This is a genomic window from Bradyrhizobium sp. USDA 3364 (assembly GCF_054056355.1).
This window is the reverse complement of record NZ_JBSRYG010000002.1, coordinates 4,266,206-4,279,655: the sequence shown is the minus strand read 5'-3', so window position 1 is coordinate 4,279,655 and position 13,450 is coordinate 4,266,206. Positions and strand designations below refer to the sequence as shown.

Below are 13,450 nucleotides of genomic sequence, written 5' to 3'. Positions count from 1 at the left end.
ACCGGGGCGTTGCGTGTTCACTGCATGAGCAGCCAAGCCACGCTGGCGATGAGCGCGACTCATGACGCCGCCGCAGCGCAGATAAAGGCAATCTCAATGCCATCGTCGTGATGGTGATTTGCCTGCATGGTGGTCCTCCTAGATGGGCACCCGTGGGCCGGATGACATCAGCCATTCCGTCAAATGGGCGGTGGTCTCTTCTTGCCGCGCCTTCCTCAGCAATATCTCACGTTCTCGACCTGGAGGAAGCTTTCTAGCCCGGTGACGGAGCTCCTGGGCTTCTCTGGAAAGGCGTTCTTCAAGAGGAAAAACATGTTTAACCCGATGCCGTCGCTTCATAGCTCCTCTCTCCAAAGCTGGCGTTGACTGCCGAAAACGGAATCAAAAAAGTACGAGAAGCCAGAAAGTTCCAAGGCTTGTTCTTTGGGGAGAAAGAAAGCGGAGGCCTTGTCGCGTCTGATCTGGCGAAAAGGAGTAATTGGACATTTGTCAAGTTGAGGTAGCTCGCGAGCGCCCGCCGCGCCATGGAGGCGGCGCTGCGGCAGGCCGGCTTGCCGCCCGGCGAGATCCAGCATCTCAACGCGCATTCGACATCGACGCCGGTCGGCGATCTCAGCGAGCTCGAGGCGATCAAGCGCGTGTTCGGGCGCGAGGGAAGAGTTGCCGTCAGCGCGACCAAGTCGGCGACCGGGCATCTGCTCGGCGCTGCCGGCGGCGTCGAGGCGATCTTCACGATCCTGGCGCTGCGCGACCAGGTCGCGCCGCCCACGCTCAATCTGGAGAATGGTGATCCCGCCGCGGAGGGCATCGACCTGGTCGCGAACGTCGCGCGGCAAATCGCGATCGAGCACGCGATCTCGAACGGCTTCGGATTCGGCGGCGTCAACGCCAGTCTCGTGTTTCGACGCTGGTCGTGATGCGGCCGGCGCGGCGCATCCACGTCCTTGCTTCAAACGAGCGGGAAAGGACGTGGATGGCCGGGACAAGCCCGGCCATGATGGAAAGGCTCCAGGCGCGCCCTCCTACCAGTTGATGCGGACGCCGGCCTTGCCGGTGTAGGCAAAGCCGCCGCCGTCGAACCGGCTCTGATAGGACGCGTTGGCGAACAACGTCGTGTTCGACGTCACCTGGCCGCTGATGCCGGCGTTGATCTCGCCCCACAATCCGCCAAGGCTGGCATGAAACGGAACGAAGCCTGCGTCCGACGAGAACAGCGTGACCGGGTTGCCGAGGTATTCGTTCCACAGGTTGGGACGGATCCAGGCCGTGACCGTGCGCGGACTGTCATCGATCGACCAGGTCCGGCCGAACCGCGCGCCGATCCGGGTGGCGAGCGACGTCACGTCGGTAAACCGGATCTGTGCCGCGATATCGCTGGCGTCGTTGACGTTGATGTTCTGATAGACCAGCTGCGCCTGCGGCTCGATGAAATATCCGCCGGCGAACTTGAAGGGGTATCCGCCCTCCACCGACACCGCACCGCCTTGCGCGCCGGTCTTGAAGGCCGGAAGGCCGCGATTGGCGCTGCTCGAGATGTCATAGAACGTGCCTTGCAGCACCGTGTCGATGTACCAGCCGGTTGGCCCGAAATGCGTCCAGTAGCCGCCGAGCGTGTAGGCGCCGAAATTGCTGTCGCCGAGGCTGCCGTCGAAATGCGCGACCCGGCCGCGCGCGCCGCCGATCGCGAAATAGACCCCGGCCTGATCGCGCGAACCGTCCGCACTGTCGTGCCGGTAGACATCCATGCCGGCCTGCAACGCCGCGAACTCGTAGGAGAAACGCGGACCGGCCGCGCCGCCGAGCACGCCAGAACCGTCGCCGGCGTGCACGCCGTCGACGCCCATCACGCGGGCCCAGCCGACCCTGGCATTCTCGGGATTGGCGCGGAAGCGTTCGTCCTCCTCCTCGCCGACGCGCTCATGCAGCGTGTCGAGCAGATTGCGGCCATACAGCAAGGCCATCGACGGGATCGCGGCATAGAGCGAGGTCTCCTGGCGATAGTTGGGGATATCGCCGCCTCCGCCGCCTCCTCCTCCGCCACCGCCACCGCCGCCGCCACCTCCTCCACCGCCACCACCTCCTCCACCGCCGCCGCCTCCGCCACCACCACCGCAAACAGGAAGGTTGGGATGAGCGACGCAATCGAGGGAGGAACGCAGATACCAGGCCTGCGGATTGCCGGAGTCGACGCTCGAACGGAACAGCGAGTATTGATAAGGACCTGCCAGGACCAGGTGAGACAGGCTGAAGGCACCGGCCGCCGTCGTCGCGCCGTTGATCGCATCGACGACGAGAATGCCGTTGCCGGTGGTGAGCGCGCCGCCGCCGGTGGTGTTACGGATATTCAGGGAGGTGTTGCCGCCCGCCGCCCCGCCATTGACGACGAGCCTGTCCGACGGCGAGCCGTCCGCGCCGAGAAACGTGTTGAGCCCGATCGTGCCGCCCTGGCCGGTGTAGTTCACCGCCGTCAGGGTCTTGTAGCTCGACAACAACGCCGGATCGCCGGCGGGCGGCGTAAACTGGATGATGCTCGACGCGTTCGCCAATTCCGTGACGTTCGAGTTGCCGGTGATGGTCCACAGCGAATTGTTCTTCAGCACGACGTTGGACGTGCTGCCGGCTTCGGTGACCGCGGCGCCCTGCAAGGCCGAGCTATCGGCGGCAAGGTCGATCGTCGAGCCGCCGCTGACGTTGAGCCATTGGCCGTTGTTTGCAACCGCCGTCACGCCGGTCAAGCTCACGACGTTGGGATTGGCAGGGGCGGTGATCGAAGGAGCGTTTGCGCTGGTCAGGGTCACGCCGGTGAGCGTCGCGACGCCGCCGGTCATGTGGAGCGCAGGCGAGCCGGCGCCATTGGCCGTCAACGTCCCACCGGTCATGGTCAGCACGCCGCCCCCGTCCACCACGGCGGCGGCCGCGTTCGGACCTGTGGTCGTCACATTGACGTCCGTCGCAGCGATGAGGCCCGTTCCGGCCGCCGCCAGGCCGGTGGCGAAGGCGCCGGACGTGGTGACCGTCGCGCCACCCGAAAGCACGACGCGGCCATTGGTGTTCGCCTGGACCGCGACGGCGGTGTTGCCGCTGGTGCTGATCGCGGTCCCATCGGCCGTAACGGAGCTGCCGGTTCCGGCAGCCTGGACCCCGATCGCGAAATCGGCACCGGCGCTGATGCTGCCCCCGTGCAACACGACCGTGCCACCGGATGCCGCGTCGGCGCCCCGGCCCCCGCTGCTGTTTGGAAGAGCGACGGTCACGCCGGTCGCGGTGAGTGTGCTTCCGGCGCCGCTCGCCTGTAGCCCGATTTCGCTGTTGGCGCCCAGCGCAGAGACGCTGCCGCCACTCAACGCGATCGCGCCGCCGCCGAGCGCCCGGGCACCGACTTCGCCCACCAGGCCGGACACCGTGACCGCTGTGCTTGTCGCACTGATCGAACTTCCGGCCGACTGCGCCAGCAGACCGATCGCGCCGGGCCCGGTGCTGTCTTGAACGGTAACGGTATTCTGGGTCAGCGTGACGACACCGCCGCTATCGGCGCGCACGCCGACGTCACCGCCAGCGCCGCCGGACATCGAGAGCGTCGTGCCGGTCGACGAAATCTGGCTGCCGGTGCCCGAGGCCCAAAAACCCGTATTGCCGCTGCCGCCTGCAGCATAGCTGATCGAGTCGTTCTTGAGGGAGATGAGGCCGGTATTGGTCGCCTTGGCAGCGACATTGTTGCCGGCGCCGCCGAGATTTGCGGTAAGACCGGCGGCGCTGATCTGACTGCCCTGTCCGTCAGCCGCAAGCGCGGTTGCTCCGCCGCCGCCGGACGTCTGGTTGATGGTCGAGCCCGACTGGAAGATGATGATGCCGCCGCTTTGCGCCGACGCGGCCGTATTCCAGTTGCCGTTGATGCTGGATCCGTTGCTGAAGATGATGCTGCCGGATTGATCGGCCAATCCGCCGACGCTGCCGGCGCCGGCGGCATTGATGGTGACGTTGTTCGTAGTGATCTGGGTGGTGGCGTTGCTCGCGTGAACGGCGGGAGTTCCGGTGAGCGTCGTGCCGGACGCAATGGTGCAGGTTCCCATCGTAAGGGTCACGGTCGAGCCGGGCGCCACGGTGCAGGTTTGCGCAGCCGCCACGTCAAGCTGAATGCCCGCCGCGAGGAGAGCGAGCGTCACCACGCGCAAGCCGGGAAGAACCGGGCCGATCACGGACCTGATTCGCACGCACCAGATTTGCATTCGCGCACCTTCAAATTTGTCGGTTCCCAATAACGACAAAATCGAAAAGCGGCCGGATCAGCGGAAAAAGCCTAGAAGTTACGACAATTTAAGATAGCAAATCATGCACCGGCAATCCGTTCGAGGATAGCGCGAATGTGAAACGCCTGGAAACGCGCGTCGAGATTTGCCGGCGGCTGATGCCCTTGCGTCACACCATATGCAGTTCGTGCCACTGCATATGCAGATCCTGCCAGGCGGTTCGCAGCCTCAGCGGCAATGCGCGAAAGCGGGCGTTCGAATCCATCCGGCAAGTCACGTCGATGTGATGCGCGACGCGAGATACGCAGGAACTACGTCCGGACGTTGCATTTAGCTAGAGGCGAGAACAGTGGGAACTTGCACCGGAGCTCGATTGGCCATGGTTCTCAAGCTCGCGAACAACGACATCGTAGGGAGTAAGCCATGACGAATCTGAGAGTCCTTGGCGCGGCCGTGATAGTGGCATCCGCGGCGGCGAGCCCCGCACTCGCACAGGCGGTCATCTCCAATCCAGCCGCCTGCTCGTCCCAGTTTGCCAGCGCCAATTGCCTGAACAGGGGCGCCGGCAGCCCGTACGACTCCAGGCGCGCCTATCATCGGCGAACCGCGTATCGCCAGCCGGCGTATCGCGAGCCGGCGTATGGCGGGCCGGTCGGCGCTGCCGCCGGCGTGGCGGGCGCTGCCGTCGGCACCGCCGCGGCGATCGCGACCGCACCGTTCCGCGACTGGCGCAATGCCAACGCGATGTACGGCTACGATCAACCTGGTCGATACGGACAACCTGCCCCATACGGCCAATACGCCTGGAGCGGGGACTGGAACTCCTATGCCACGGCCAACGGCATCGTCTGCAGGCCCGGCACCTGGTTCAAGGGCAGCGACGGACTCCAGCATATCTGCCAGTAGCTCGTCTGTGCGCAGCATAGGCCAACAGGCGGCCTCCGCGGGCCGCCTGTTTCCTCATGCCTTCCCCACGCTAGCATCGATCAAGAGCTTCGCCACTGTGAGCGCCGACTGCGCCGGGCCCTCTTCGGATTGCTGGCCGGTGCTGTAGATGCCTTCGATCAGCAGCAGCAGCGCATCGCCGAGCACCGCGGGCTGACGCGCGCCCATGCCGGCGGCGAGCTCGCGCAGGCGCTTGCGGAACAGCTTCTTGTGCGCCTCGGCGACCTGCCGCGCCGGATTGTCCCGCGCCGGGTATTCCACGGTGGCGTTGCTGAGCCCGCAGCCGCGATAGCCCTTGCGCACCGCGCGCGTCGACAGCACGCGGATATAGGCGAGCACGTGCTCGCGCGCATCGCTGTATGATTTCCCGCCGGGGTTCTCGAACTTCTCCCAGAAATCCAGATCGTAGTCGCGCATATAGGCGGCGGCGAGATCGTCCTTGGAGGCGAAGCTGCGGTAGAGGCTCGGCTTGGTGACGCCGGCCCGCTCGACCACCTCGTCGACGCCGACGGCGCGGATGCCCTCGCGATAGAACAGCTCGCCGGCGGAGGCGCGGATCCGGTCGGCGGCGCGCACGGGACGTTCCGCGGCTGCATCGGCGGCTTTCTTCATGACGGTTCTCCGGATCCCTACCCAACTCTCTTGACAATGTTACTGACCGGTACGTATACACGCCCGCGTCGCAACACGTACCGGTAAGTAACATGCCCAGCACCACCCTTCAAGCAGCCCCCGTCCGCCGGCGCCCGTTCGGCCGGAACTACGCCTTCGTCGTCGTCGCCGTGATCTTCCTGGCGCTGCTCGCATCCGCTGGGCTGCGCGCGACGCCGGGCGTCTTGATGCTGCCGCTGCAGCAGGCGTTCGGCTGGGACGTCGGCGTGATCTCGTCGTCGGCCGCGATCGGCATCTTCCTCTACGGCCTCGCCGGTCCGTTCGCCGCGGCGGTGATGCAGCGCTTCGGCATCCGTCGCACGGTGCTCGGCGCGCTCGCGCTGATGTCGGCCTCGACCGGCGCGAGCTATTTCATGACCGCGCCGTGGCAGCTGTTCCTGACCTGGGGGCTGCTGTCGGGCATCGGCTCGGGCGCGGTCGCCAACGTGCTCGGCGCCACCATCGTCAATCGCTGGTTCACCACCAATCGCGGCCTCGTCATGGGGCTTTTGACGGCGAGCACCGCGACCGGCACGCTGATCTTCATGCCCGGCCTCGCGGCGCTGGTGGCGTGGGGCGGCTGGAAGCCGGTGGTGCTGACGGTCGCCGCATGCTGCGCGGCGCTGATCCCGCTGGTGTATCTGCTGGTGCCCGAGCGGCCGGCCTCCGTCGGCCTGCGCTCGTTCGGCAGCCCGCACGACGATCATCCCGCGCCGCCGGCTGCGGGCAATCCGTTCACCGCCGCGATCAGCAATTTGGTGCGCGCGGCGCAGACGCGGGCGTTCTGGTTCCTGTTCGCCACCTTCTTCATCTGCGGCTTCACCACCAACGGCCTGGTCGGCACCCATCTGATCGCGTTCTGCGGCGATCACGGCATCGTCGAGGTGCAGGCCGCGAGCCTGCTCGCGCTGATGGGATTCTTCGACCTGTTCGGCACCACGCTGTCGGGCTGGCTCACCGACCGGTTCGATCCGCGCAAGCTGTTGTTCTTCTATTACGGGCTGCGGGGACTATCGCTGATCTACCTGCCCTACTCGGATTTCTCGCTTGTCAGCCTGTCGGTGTTCGCGGTGTTCTACGGTCTCGACTGGATCGCGACCGTACCGCCGACCGTGCGCATCGCCAACGAGGCGTTCGGCGACAAGAACGCGCCGCTGGTGTTCGGCTGGGTGGTCGCCGGCCATCAGCTCGGCGCCGCCTGCGCCGCGTTCCTCGCGGGCTTCGTGCGCTCGGCGCAGGGCGACTACCTGCAGGCCTTCATCATCGCGGGCGCAACCGGCATCGTCGCCGCCGTGCTGTCGCTGATGATCGGCCGGCGGCCGGCACAACCGGTGCTCGCCGTGGCGTGACGCGGTGCGGCGAATTCGAGTGCGATGTGGGAATTCGATATCACTACCGGCAGCACTTCGCGAAGGTCACCGTGCGGGCCGGAGAGGTCTTGTCAGCGGGCACATTGGTGATCGACTACGTCACGGAGGAGCGATCTTCAGGCCGAAATTTTCCGGAAATGCGCATGTTGTCCGCCATTGAGAGAATAAATGGAACATCGCCCTCCGGACCAAGCACATCACACTGATTGACCGGGGTCGCAGGTCGCTTCAGTGTCCGCAGATCGCCAGGAGCAATCCGCCGCCCGATCGAAATCGGATCGAAGGCAAAGGCGACGCAGTTGGAACGACGGTCCGCAAAGACAGCCAGACTTGGCAATGCCCTTTATCTGATCGGGTGCATTGTTGCGGCCATTTGCTTCGCCGCGGCCGCCATCGCGGCGATCGTAATGTACAATTCAGGTGGTGTTTTTGACGTGGCATTTGCCCCAATCGTTGGAGGCGTCATCGCCACCGTCGGCCTTATCTCGTGGCTCATCGGTCGAGTCTGCCGCTACATCTTCTCCGGCAACTGACTCGCCCCGGTTCCACACGCGCTGTGCCGGAGTGCGATCGGCAACGCAGAACCCGTGTGTTACGAGAGCTCCGAGTTCCCTCAACGCCAAGCCTTCTTGCCGCTTTAGTTAACGGCCCGCGTTTGGCACCGCCTGTTGCAGTGAAGTTACAGCAATTCCGCGTGTGTCTGATAGGCGGTGACCTTGGGGCTAGTACAAGAAAAGTTGGAATGCAAAAGATGAAAAAAATTCTGCTCGTCACCGCCAGCATGATCGCGCTCGGCGCGGTCGCTCCCGCTTCCGCGGCTGATCTCGCGCCTCAGCCCTACACCAAGGCTCCGCCCCCCCAAGTAGCTCCGGCCCCGATCTATAACTGGACCGGCTTCTACATCGGTGGTCACATCGGCGGTGCGTTCGGTGGCAACGACAACATCCTCGCGCCCGGCTTCAGCGGCGGCAACGACGGTGTGTTCATGGGCGGCGTGCAGGCTGGCTATGATTACCAGTTCGCGCCGAACTGGGTGATGGGTCTTGAAGCCAACTATAGTTTTCTCGACACCAGTTCGAGCTTCGCCAATCGCGGCCTCGGTTCGGTAACCGGCCGCCTCGGCTACACCTGGGGTCCGACGCTGCTTTACGTCAAGGGCGGCTATGCCTGGGCTGACTCGCGCTTCACGAACGGCTTCGGCGGTGACGGCGGCAGTGACGGCTACACCGTCGGTGCCGGTCTCGAATACATGTTTACCCAGAACTGGTCGGGCAAGCTCGAATACCAGTACTATGACTTCGGCACCATCAACGTGCACGATTCTCTCGGCTTCAATGTCGGCAGCTTCCGCAACGACCAGCACACCGTCAAGGCGGGCCTGAACTACAGGTTCAACCTGGGTGGCCCGGCCGTCGCCAGGTACTGATCGCTCGCTTAACTCCAGGCGACATGAAAGCTCCGGGCCAACAAAGGCCCGGAGCTTTTTCGTTGGAGCGCTGGTTCCACCCGGACTGGAAGCCTCCTGCGCGGCGCGACGAACTGATCTGTGACGGTATGACGCACGACGATCAATGCGTGCTGGACCCGATCTCCAAGGGACGATGTCAGCTCGCGCTCATCGGGCTGATGGAGCGCGAAGCGGAGGCCCGCTGCGAGCGGTTTGGCTGGGGTGGTGGATTGTGGACAGGCGGATTGAATTTGCCGCTTGGACGCCCCGCGCTGCGGGGCTTCAGCGCCGGCGCCTCATCTGTACGGCCTTCAGATAGTCCGCAACCTGCTCAGCCCAATCGGCGGGTGGGGCCACGCCGGTAACTTGCGGGTTGCGACCGCAGCCAACGCAGATCGGGCGAGTGTCGTGTTCGCTCTCGAAGCTATAGGCATCCGCGCCGTCGGTCATCACGCACGGCGTCATGTCGGTGCGCCTACGGTCGCAGCGCTTCATCATGGCCTCCGTTCCCCGGCGAGTGCTAGCCGACACACTTTGCGAGTCCAGTGCTGGATCATGAGTCGCCCACCACCGCCGAGGAAAATGCAAAGTGAAACGCATTCGATGGAACAGCAACATGCGCGAGTGTTTTGGTTGTTGATCGATTATGATGCAATCGTGACGACGGAACCGGTGCTATTGGCACGGACTGCACATCCCATCACGAGGTGATTGTGATCTCATGGCCTGCATCGGATCGACCAAGCACGCGCATCGGCTAGGCCAATCCGAAACACTGGCAAAGACGGCTCCGACGCGGCCCTCAGACAGCACGTCGGGGCCGTCGCTCGCGTCAGCGGAGCTTGCGAGATGGGCGACAGCCGTGAAGTGTCATTGCCGGATATGCACGCGCGCGTGTTGACGCGGCGTTGCGGTGCTCAATAGCTTTGACGGTTGGGTTGGCTTGATGCTCGGTGATGGCGATGTCGAGAATAGAAGTGAGCGCGGAAGAGAAGGAATTGATTCTAATGCTGCGCGAATGGAAACGCGACGTGCGCGGCTTTGGATCGTCCGAGGTCTTGATTTCACGCCAGCATGGACGCGGATGGGAAATCAGACTTGCGCTCAACGCGGATCAAGCGTCATCCATCGGATTGAGCTTCGGCCTGGCTTGGAATGCGCTCGCGGCGACACGGTTGGGTGCCGCACGATAGGCGCGGCATTGGCTGTGCATGAATTATGATGCAACCACGGCAATGAAACCGGTGTGTTGGCACAAAGTGCACTTCCATCCAAAGCCGCGTGTGATCTGATCTTCGCTCGGATCAGCCGAGCCCCATAGCGCATCAAACTCGGGATAGTCCGGAACACTGGCGAAGGCGGCTTCGACGTCGAACCCCTCAGACTCACGTCGGAGCCGTCGAAAATGGTGGCGCCAATGAAAAATCGAACAGGCACCGAATGGGCCATCATTGCCGCTGAATGCTGGCTCGCAGTGGTCGCGGTGGTGATCTTGCTGATCGCGCTACACCCGGAAGTCGGCTGATTGCGACCCGCGCGGCCGTTGGGATTGAAGGGACGATTTTGCCTAAGGGTGCTGCCCCGGCGCATGGCGCAGGTCGGAATTCGTCGTCTTCAGGACAACCGCCACGCCGCCCGCCGCAGACGAGCGAGCGGAGCGTCGCCGCCCCGTACCTTCATCGCGTCACCCGCCCAGGAACCGGGATTGGACGAAGGCGCTGCAGAGCCATTCCAGGAGCGACCACGCGGTCGACGATACCTAAAACAGCGCCTCAAACATGCTTCAACGAGCAGCCGTAGACGGAGCGTCGGGACTTGCGCCTTCGGCCGCCTCGTTCGACTGTTCGGCGGCAACGGCGGAACGAATCTCATCAATCCGTCGACAAGCGCGGATCGCACACTCTCTCAACTCATCGATCGATTGCGTTTCCGCCCGCGTCTTTTCAATCGCTTCGATTTGCGAATTGAGGGCGGCAAGCTCTGCCTGGAGTTGCTCAAGTAGCGATTGGTTGGAACCGACCGCCCTTTCCACTCTCTTTGCCCGCATTGTCATCCCCAAATACGGTTGTACGTTCGTGACAACGATTCGTGGCGTCATTATGAATCCGAATGCCCGAAGCGTGGACCGGGGCCGCGCGTCACCGGCAAAGCATTGCCAACGGAGCCCGACCGCACTGCCGAACTGATCGTCCATCGCAAGACACGCGATTTCGTTCGGGCCTTGAGCACGCCTCATCCGCGAAGGCCGAACCTCGAACGAAAACGCTCCTGCTCGTGCTCTTGGATTTATCGCGACTGCAAATGCACGGCCTTTGCCAGGGCTCGCGCCGCCTCTTGCGGAGAGGCCTTGTCCGTATCGCCGTCGACCATGAGGTTGGCGGCGCGCATAGCCTCAACGGGAACCGCGCCGACAAGCGGAGCAAGTGCTCGCTTCAGCCGCGCATCGCCGGAGCGCTTTGGCGCGACGAGGATCAGCGCATCATAGGAAGGTATCGCATGCTTCGGGTCAGCCAGCACGAGGAGATCAAGCGCCGCGATACGCCCGTCGCTGGAGAACGCGGAGATGACGTCGGCCTCGCCGGATTCGAGAGCATGATACATCATCGTTGGATTGAACGAGCGTCGCGCTCTGAACGACAGACCATAGGCATTCTGAAGCGAGCGCCATTCCGGTCGTCCCAGGAACTCAAGATCATCGCCGATGGTGAGTTGAGGTGCAACACGGGCAAGATCGGCAAGCGACGTGACGTTTAGTGCCCGCGCTCTTTCTCGTTTCATCGCGAGAACGTAGGCATTTTCGAAACCAAGCGCGCCAAGGACCGTGACGCCCCGCTCTGCTTTCATCCAGCGGACGATCTCCGCCTGCATCTCCTCGCGTGGCGGCATGTCGGTGCGGCCGACGACATTGCGCCAGAGCGTGCCGGAATAATCGACGTAAGCATCAATGTCATTGTGAGCCAGCGCGCGAAAGGCGATAGCCGAACCGAGCCCGTCCTTGCGCGTTACTGCCGCTCCCTCAGCCTTCAGTCGGTCACCCATCAGGTCCGCCAGAATGAACTGTTCGGAGAAGCTCTTCGCGCCGATGACATAGGCTGCGGCTTCGCTCGAGAGCAGCGGGGCGAGAGCGGCGAGCGTGCCGAGAGCAAGCCCGGCGATACCGAACACCACACGCTTCCTGTTGCGTTCGGACGCTCCTGTCTCCACGAGGCCTAGACAGAAGTCGGTGATCAGAGCAAGTCCGGCGGCGGCAATGCAGCCGAACAGCACAGAAACCCAGTTCTCGGTTTGCAATCCCGTAAAAATGTAATTGCCGAGGCTGGTTTGGCCGACGGGCGTGGAAAGCGTGGCTCCTCCAATCGTCCATACAGCTGCGGTCCGCACCCCGGCCATGATGACAGGCGTGGCGAGCGGCGCCTTGACGCGCGTCAGAATCTGCTGCGGCGTCATACCAACGCCTTCTGCCGCTTCGACGATGGCAGGACTGATGCCATTCAGGCCAACCACGCTGTTGCGCAAGATCGGAAGCATGGCATAGAGCGTCAACGCTATCAGCGTCGGCAAGAATCCCAGCGCGGGGATGCCGAAGCCGAAGAGCCGTGTCGTCAAGGTCGAGAGCACAAGGAGCAAAGGATAGAACAGCGCGAGCAGCGCAAGTCCCGGTATGGTCTGGATCAAGCTCGCGATGGCAAGCACCAGCCTGCGTAGCCATGGCCGATTCGCGGCGAGGGCGGCCAGCGGCAGGCTGATGAGCAGTCCAAGCGCCAGCGCCGTGGCGCAAAGCAGGATATGTGGCGTGAGATAGGTGGGAAGCAGGCGCCAGGCGTCGAAGAAAGCGTCCAATCGGGCACCGGAAAGCAGCTCCGCGCCGGCATCAGGCACGGGCAGGTCCGTTGCTGGCCGCAAGCGCGGCGATACGTTCCGCTTGACGTCGCGGCACTTCCATCAAGGCGGTCACGTCCGGATCGTCGGAACCGGAGCCCATCATCAAGGCGTGCGGCGAATCGTCGGCCAGTATGCGGCCGTTCTTCATGACGACGATCCGATCAGCCATCAGCGCAGCTTCCTGGATGTCATGTGTAACCATCAGGGTCGTCATGCCGAACCGGTCGTGCAGGTCGCGGTAGGAAGACCCCAGGCTGTCGCGGGTGACAGGATCGAGCGCGCCCAGCGGCTCGTCCATCAGAACAATGCGCGGTCGGGCGGCGATTGCGCGCGCGACGCCAACCCGTTGGCGCTGACCTCCGGACAGCATGTGCGGAAAGCGGCTGGCGTAATCTTGCGGCAAGTCCACCATGTCAAGCATTTCGGCCACCCGCGTTTCGATCTCGTTCGCCTGCCAGCCACGCAACCTGAGTGTTACGGCAATGTTGTCGGCAACGCGCATGTGCGGAAACAAACCGATCCCCTGAAAGACATAGCCGATGCTCCGCCGCAGCATCGGCGGTTCGGCTTCGCTTACCGGCACTCCGTCGATCCTGACCTCTCCAACGTCAGGATCGACGAGCCGATTGATGGTCTTCAGCAGCGTGGTCTTGCCAGATCCCGAGCCGCCCACGAGCGCAACCAGTGAACCCTGCTGTACGTCGAGCGATACGTTGGAAACGGCAGCACTCCGCCCTCCATCGTAGGATTTCGATACAGCATCGATCTCGATATACGGCACGGAAGCAGACGGATTTGAGATCGGCGAAGCTGTCATGAGCAAGGCCTCCCTTTAGACTGCTGAACTGGAGACTGCTGAACTGGCAGAAAGTAACAGTGCAGGAGTCAGACCATGATCCACTTGGGTG

General features: G+C 63.6%; 11 protein-coding genes and 1 pseudogene. 6 read left to right on the top strand and 6 right to left on the bottom strand.

Going from position 1 to position 13,450, the window contains the following annotated elements; all coding sequences use genetic code 11:
* Positions 1–512: 512 nt before the first annotated feature.
* A pseudogene (locus tag ACVILL_RS20205) lies at positions 513–917 on the top strand (beta-ketoacyl-ACP synthase II); the annotation flags it as partial.
* Between the two features lie 105 nt (positions 918–1,022).
* On the opposite strand, the gene ACVILL_RS20200 reads toward ACVILL_RS20205, so the two are convergent.
* Positions 1,023–4,211: an autotransporter family protein gene (locus tag ACVILL_RS20200; RefSeq protein WP_456730658.1), complete on the bottom strand. Its 3,189-nt coding sequence runs from the start codon at positions 4,209–4,211 to the stop codon at positions 1,023–1,025.
* Between the two features lie 459 nt (positions 4,212–4,670).
* Between ACVILL_RS20200 and ACVILL_RS20195 the strand changes: the two genes are divergently transcribed.
* Positions 4,671–5,153: a hypothetical protein gene (locus ACVILL_RS20195; protein ID WP_456730657.1), complete on the top strand. Its 483-nt coding sequence runs from the start codon at positions 4,671–4,673 to the stop codon at positions 5,151–5,153.
* Between the two features lie 54 nt (positions 5,154–5,207).
* On the opposite strand, the gene ACVILL_RS20190 is transcribed toward ACVILL_RS20195, so the two are convergent.
* Complete coding sequence (locus ACVILL_RS20190) at positions 5,208–5,804, bottom strand: TetR/AcrR family transcriptional regulator (protein WP_456730656.1); 597 nt, start codon at positions 5,802–5,804, stop codon at positions 5,208–5,210.
* Positions 5,805–5,896: 92 nt separating this feature from the next.
* Here ACVILL_RS20190 and ACVILL_RS20185 point away from each other — a divergent pair, with 92 nt between their 5' ends.
* The 3 genes from ACVILL_RS20185 to ACVILL_RS20175 all read left to right on the top strand — a co-directional run bounded on the left by ACVILL_RS20185 (position 5,897) and on the right by ACVILL_RS20175 (position 8,639).
* Entirely contained in the window at positions 5,897–7,192 is a 1,296-nt protein-coding gene (locus ACVILL_RS20185) for an MFS transporter (protein WP_456730655.1), read from the top strand.
* 320 nt (positions 7,193–7,512) lie between these two features.
* Positions 7,513–7,746, top strand: coding sequence for a hypothetical protein (locus ACVILL_RS20180; protein ID WP_456730654.1), 234 nt, complete (start codon positions 7,513–7,515; stop codon positions 7,744–7,746).
* 218 nt (positions 7,747–7,964) lie between these two features.
* Positions 7,965–8,639, top strand: coding sequence for an outer membrane protein (locus tag ACVILL_RS20175; protein ID WP_456730653.1), 675 nt, complete (start codon positions 7,965–7,967; stop codon positions 8,637–8,639).
* A 303-nt stretch (positions 8,640–8,942) separates the two neighbouring features.
* Here the strand turns inward: ACVILL_RS20175 and ACVILL_RS20170 are convergent, their stop codons facing one another.
* Complete coding sequence (locus ACVILL_RS20170; protein WP_456730652.1) at positions 8,943–9,158, bottom strand: hypothetical protein; 216 nt, start codon at positions 9,156–9,158, stop codon at positions 8,943–8,945.
* A 458-nt stretch (positions 9,159–9,616) separates the two neighbouring features.
* Between ACVILL_RS20170 and ACVILL_RS20165 the strand changes: the two genes are divergently transcribed.
* A complete protein-coding gene (locus tag ACVILL_RS20165; RefSeq protein WP_456730651.1) occupies positions 9,617–9,853 on the top strand; it encodes a hypothetical protein in 237 nt (78 codons plus the stop codon).
* Positions 9,854–10,443: 590 nt separating this feature from the next.
* On the opposite strand, the gene ACVILL_RS20160 is transcribed toward ACVILL_RS20165, so the two are convergent.
* The 3 genes from ACVILL_RS20160 to ACVILL_RS20150 all read right to left on the bottom strand — a co-directional run bounded on the left by ACVILL_RS20160 (position 10,444) and on the right by ACVILL_RS20150 (position 13,359).
* On the bottom strand, positions 10,444–10,758 hold the full coding sequence (locus ACVILL_RS20160; protein ID WP_456730650.1) for a hypothetical protein: 315 nt from the start codon (positions 10,756–10,758) through the stop codon (positions 10,444–10,446).
* Between the two features lie 188 nt (positions 10,759–10,946).
* Positions 10,947–12,500 carry an ABC transporter permease/substrate-binding protein gene (locus ACVILL_RS20155; protein ID WP_456734306.1) on the bottom strand — a complete coding sequence of 518 codons (1,554 nt, stop codon included), beginning with the start codon at positions 12,498–12,500 and terminating at the stop codon, positions 10,947–10,949.
* A 31-nt stretch (positions 12,501–12,531) separates the two neighbouring features.
* Entirely contained in the window at positions 12,532–13,359 is an 828-nt protein-coding gene (locus tag ACVILL_RS20150; RefSeq protein WP_456730649.1) for an ATP-binding cassette domain-containing protein, read from the bottom strand.
* Between the last annotated feature and the right edge of the window lie 91 nt (positions 13,360–13,450).

Coding starts and splice junctions, on each gene's coding strand:
- ACVILL_RS20195 (WP_456730657.1), top strand. CDS start 4,671: ATGACGAATCTGAGAGTCCTTGGCGCGGCCGTGATAGTGGCATCCGCG.
- ACVILL_RS20190 (WP_456730656.1), bottom strand. CDS start 5,804: ATGAAGAAAGCCGCCGATGCAGCCGCGGAACGTCCCGTGCGCGCCGCC.
- ACVILL_RS20185 (WP_456730655.1), top strand. CDS start 5,897: ATGCCCAGCACCACCCTTCAAGCAGCCCCCGTCCGCCGGCGCCCGTTC.
- ACVILL_RS20175 (WP_456730653.1), top strand. CDS start 7,965: ATGAAAAAAATTCTGCTCGTCACCGCCAGCATGATCGCGCTCGGCGCG.
- ACVILL_RS20170 (WP_456730652.1), bottom strand. CDS start 9,158: ATGATGAAGCGCTGCGACCGTAGGCGCACCGACATGACGCCGTGCGTG.
- ACVILL_RS20165 (WP_456730651.1), top strand. CDS start 9,617: ATGGCGATGTCGAGAATAGAAGTGAGCGCGGAAGAGAAGGAATTGATT.
- ACVILL_RS20160 (WP_456730650.1), bottom strand. CDS start 10,758: ATGACGCCACGAATCGTTGTCACGAACGTACAACCGTATTTGGGGATG.
- ACVILL_RS20150 (WP_456730649.1), bottom strand. CDS start 13,359: ATGACAGCTTCGCCGATCTCAAATCCGTCTGCTTCCGTGCCGTATATC.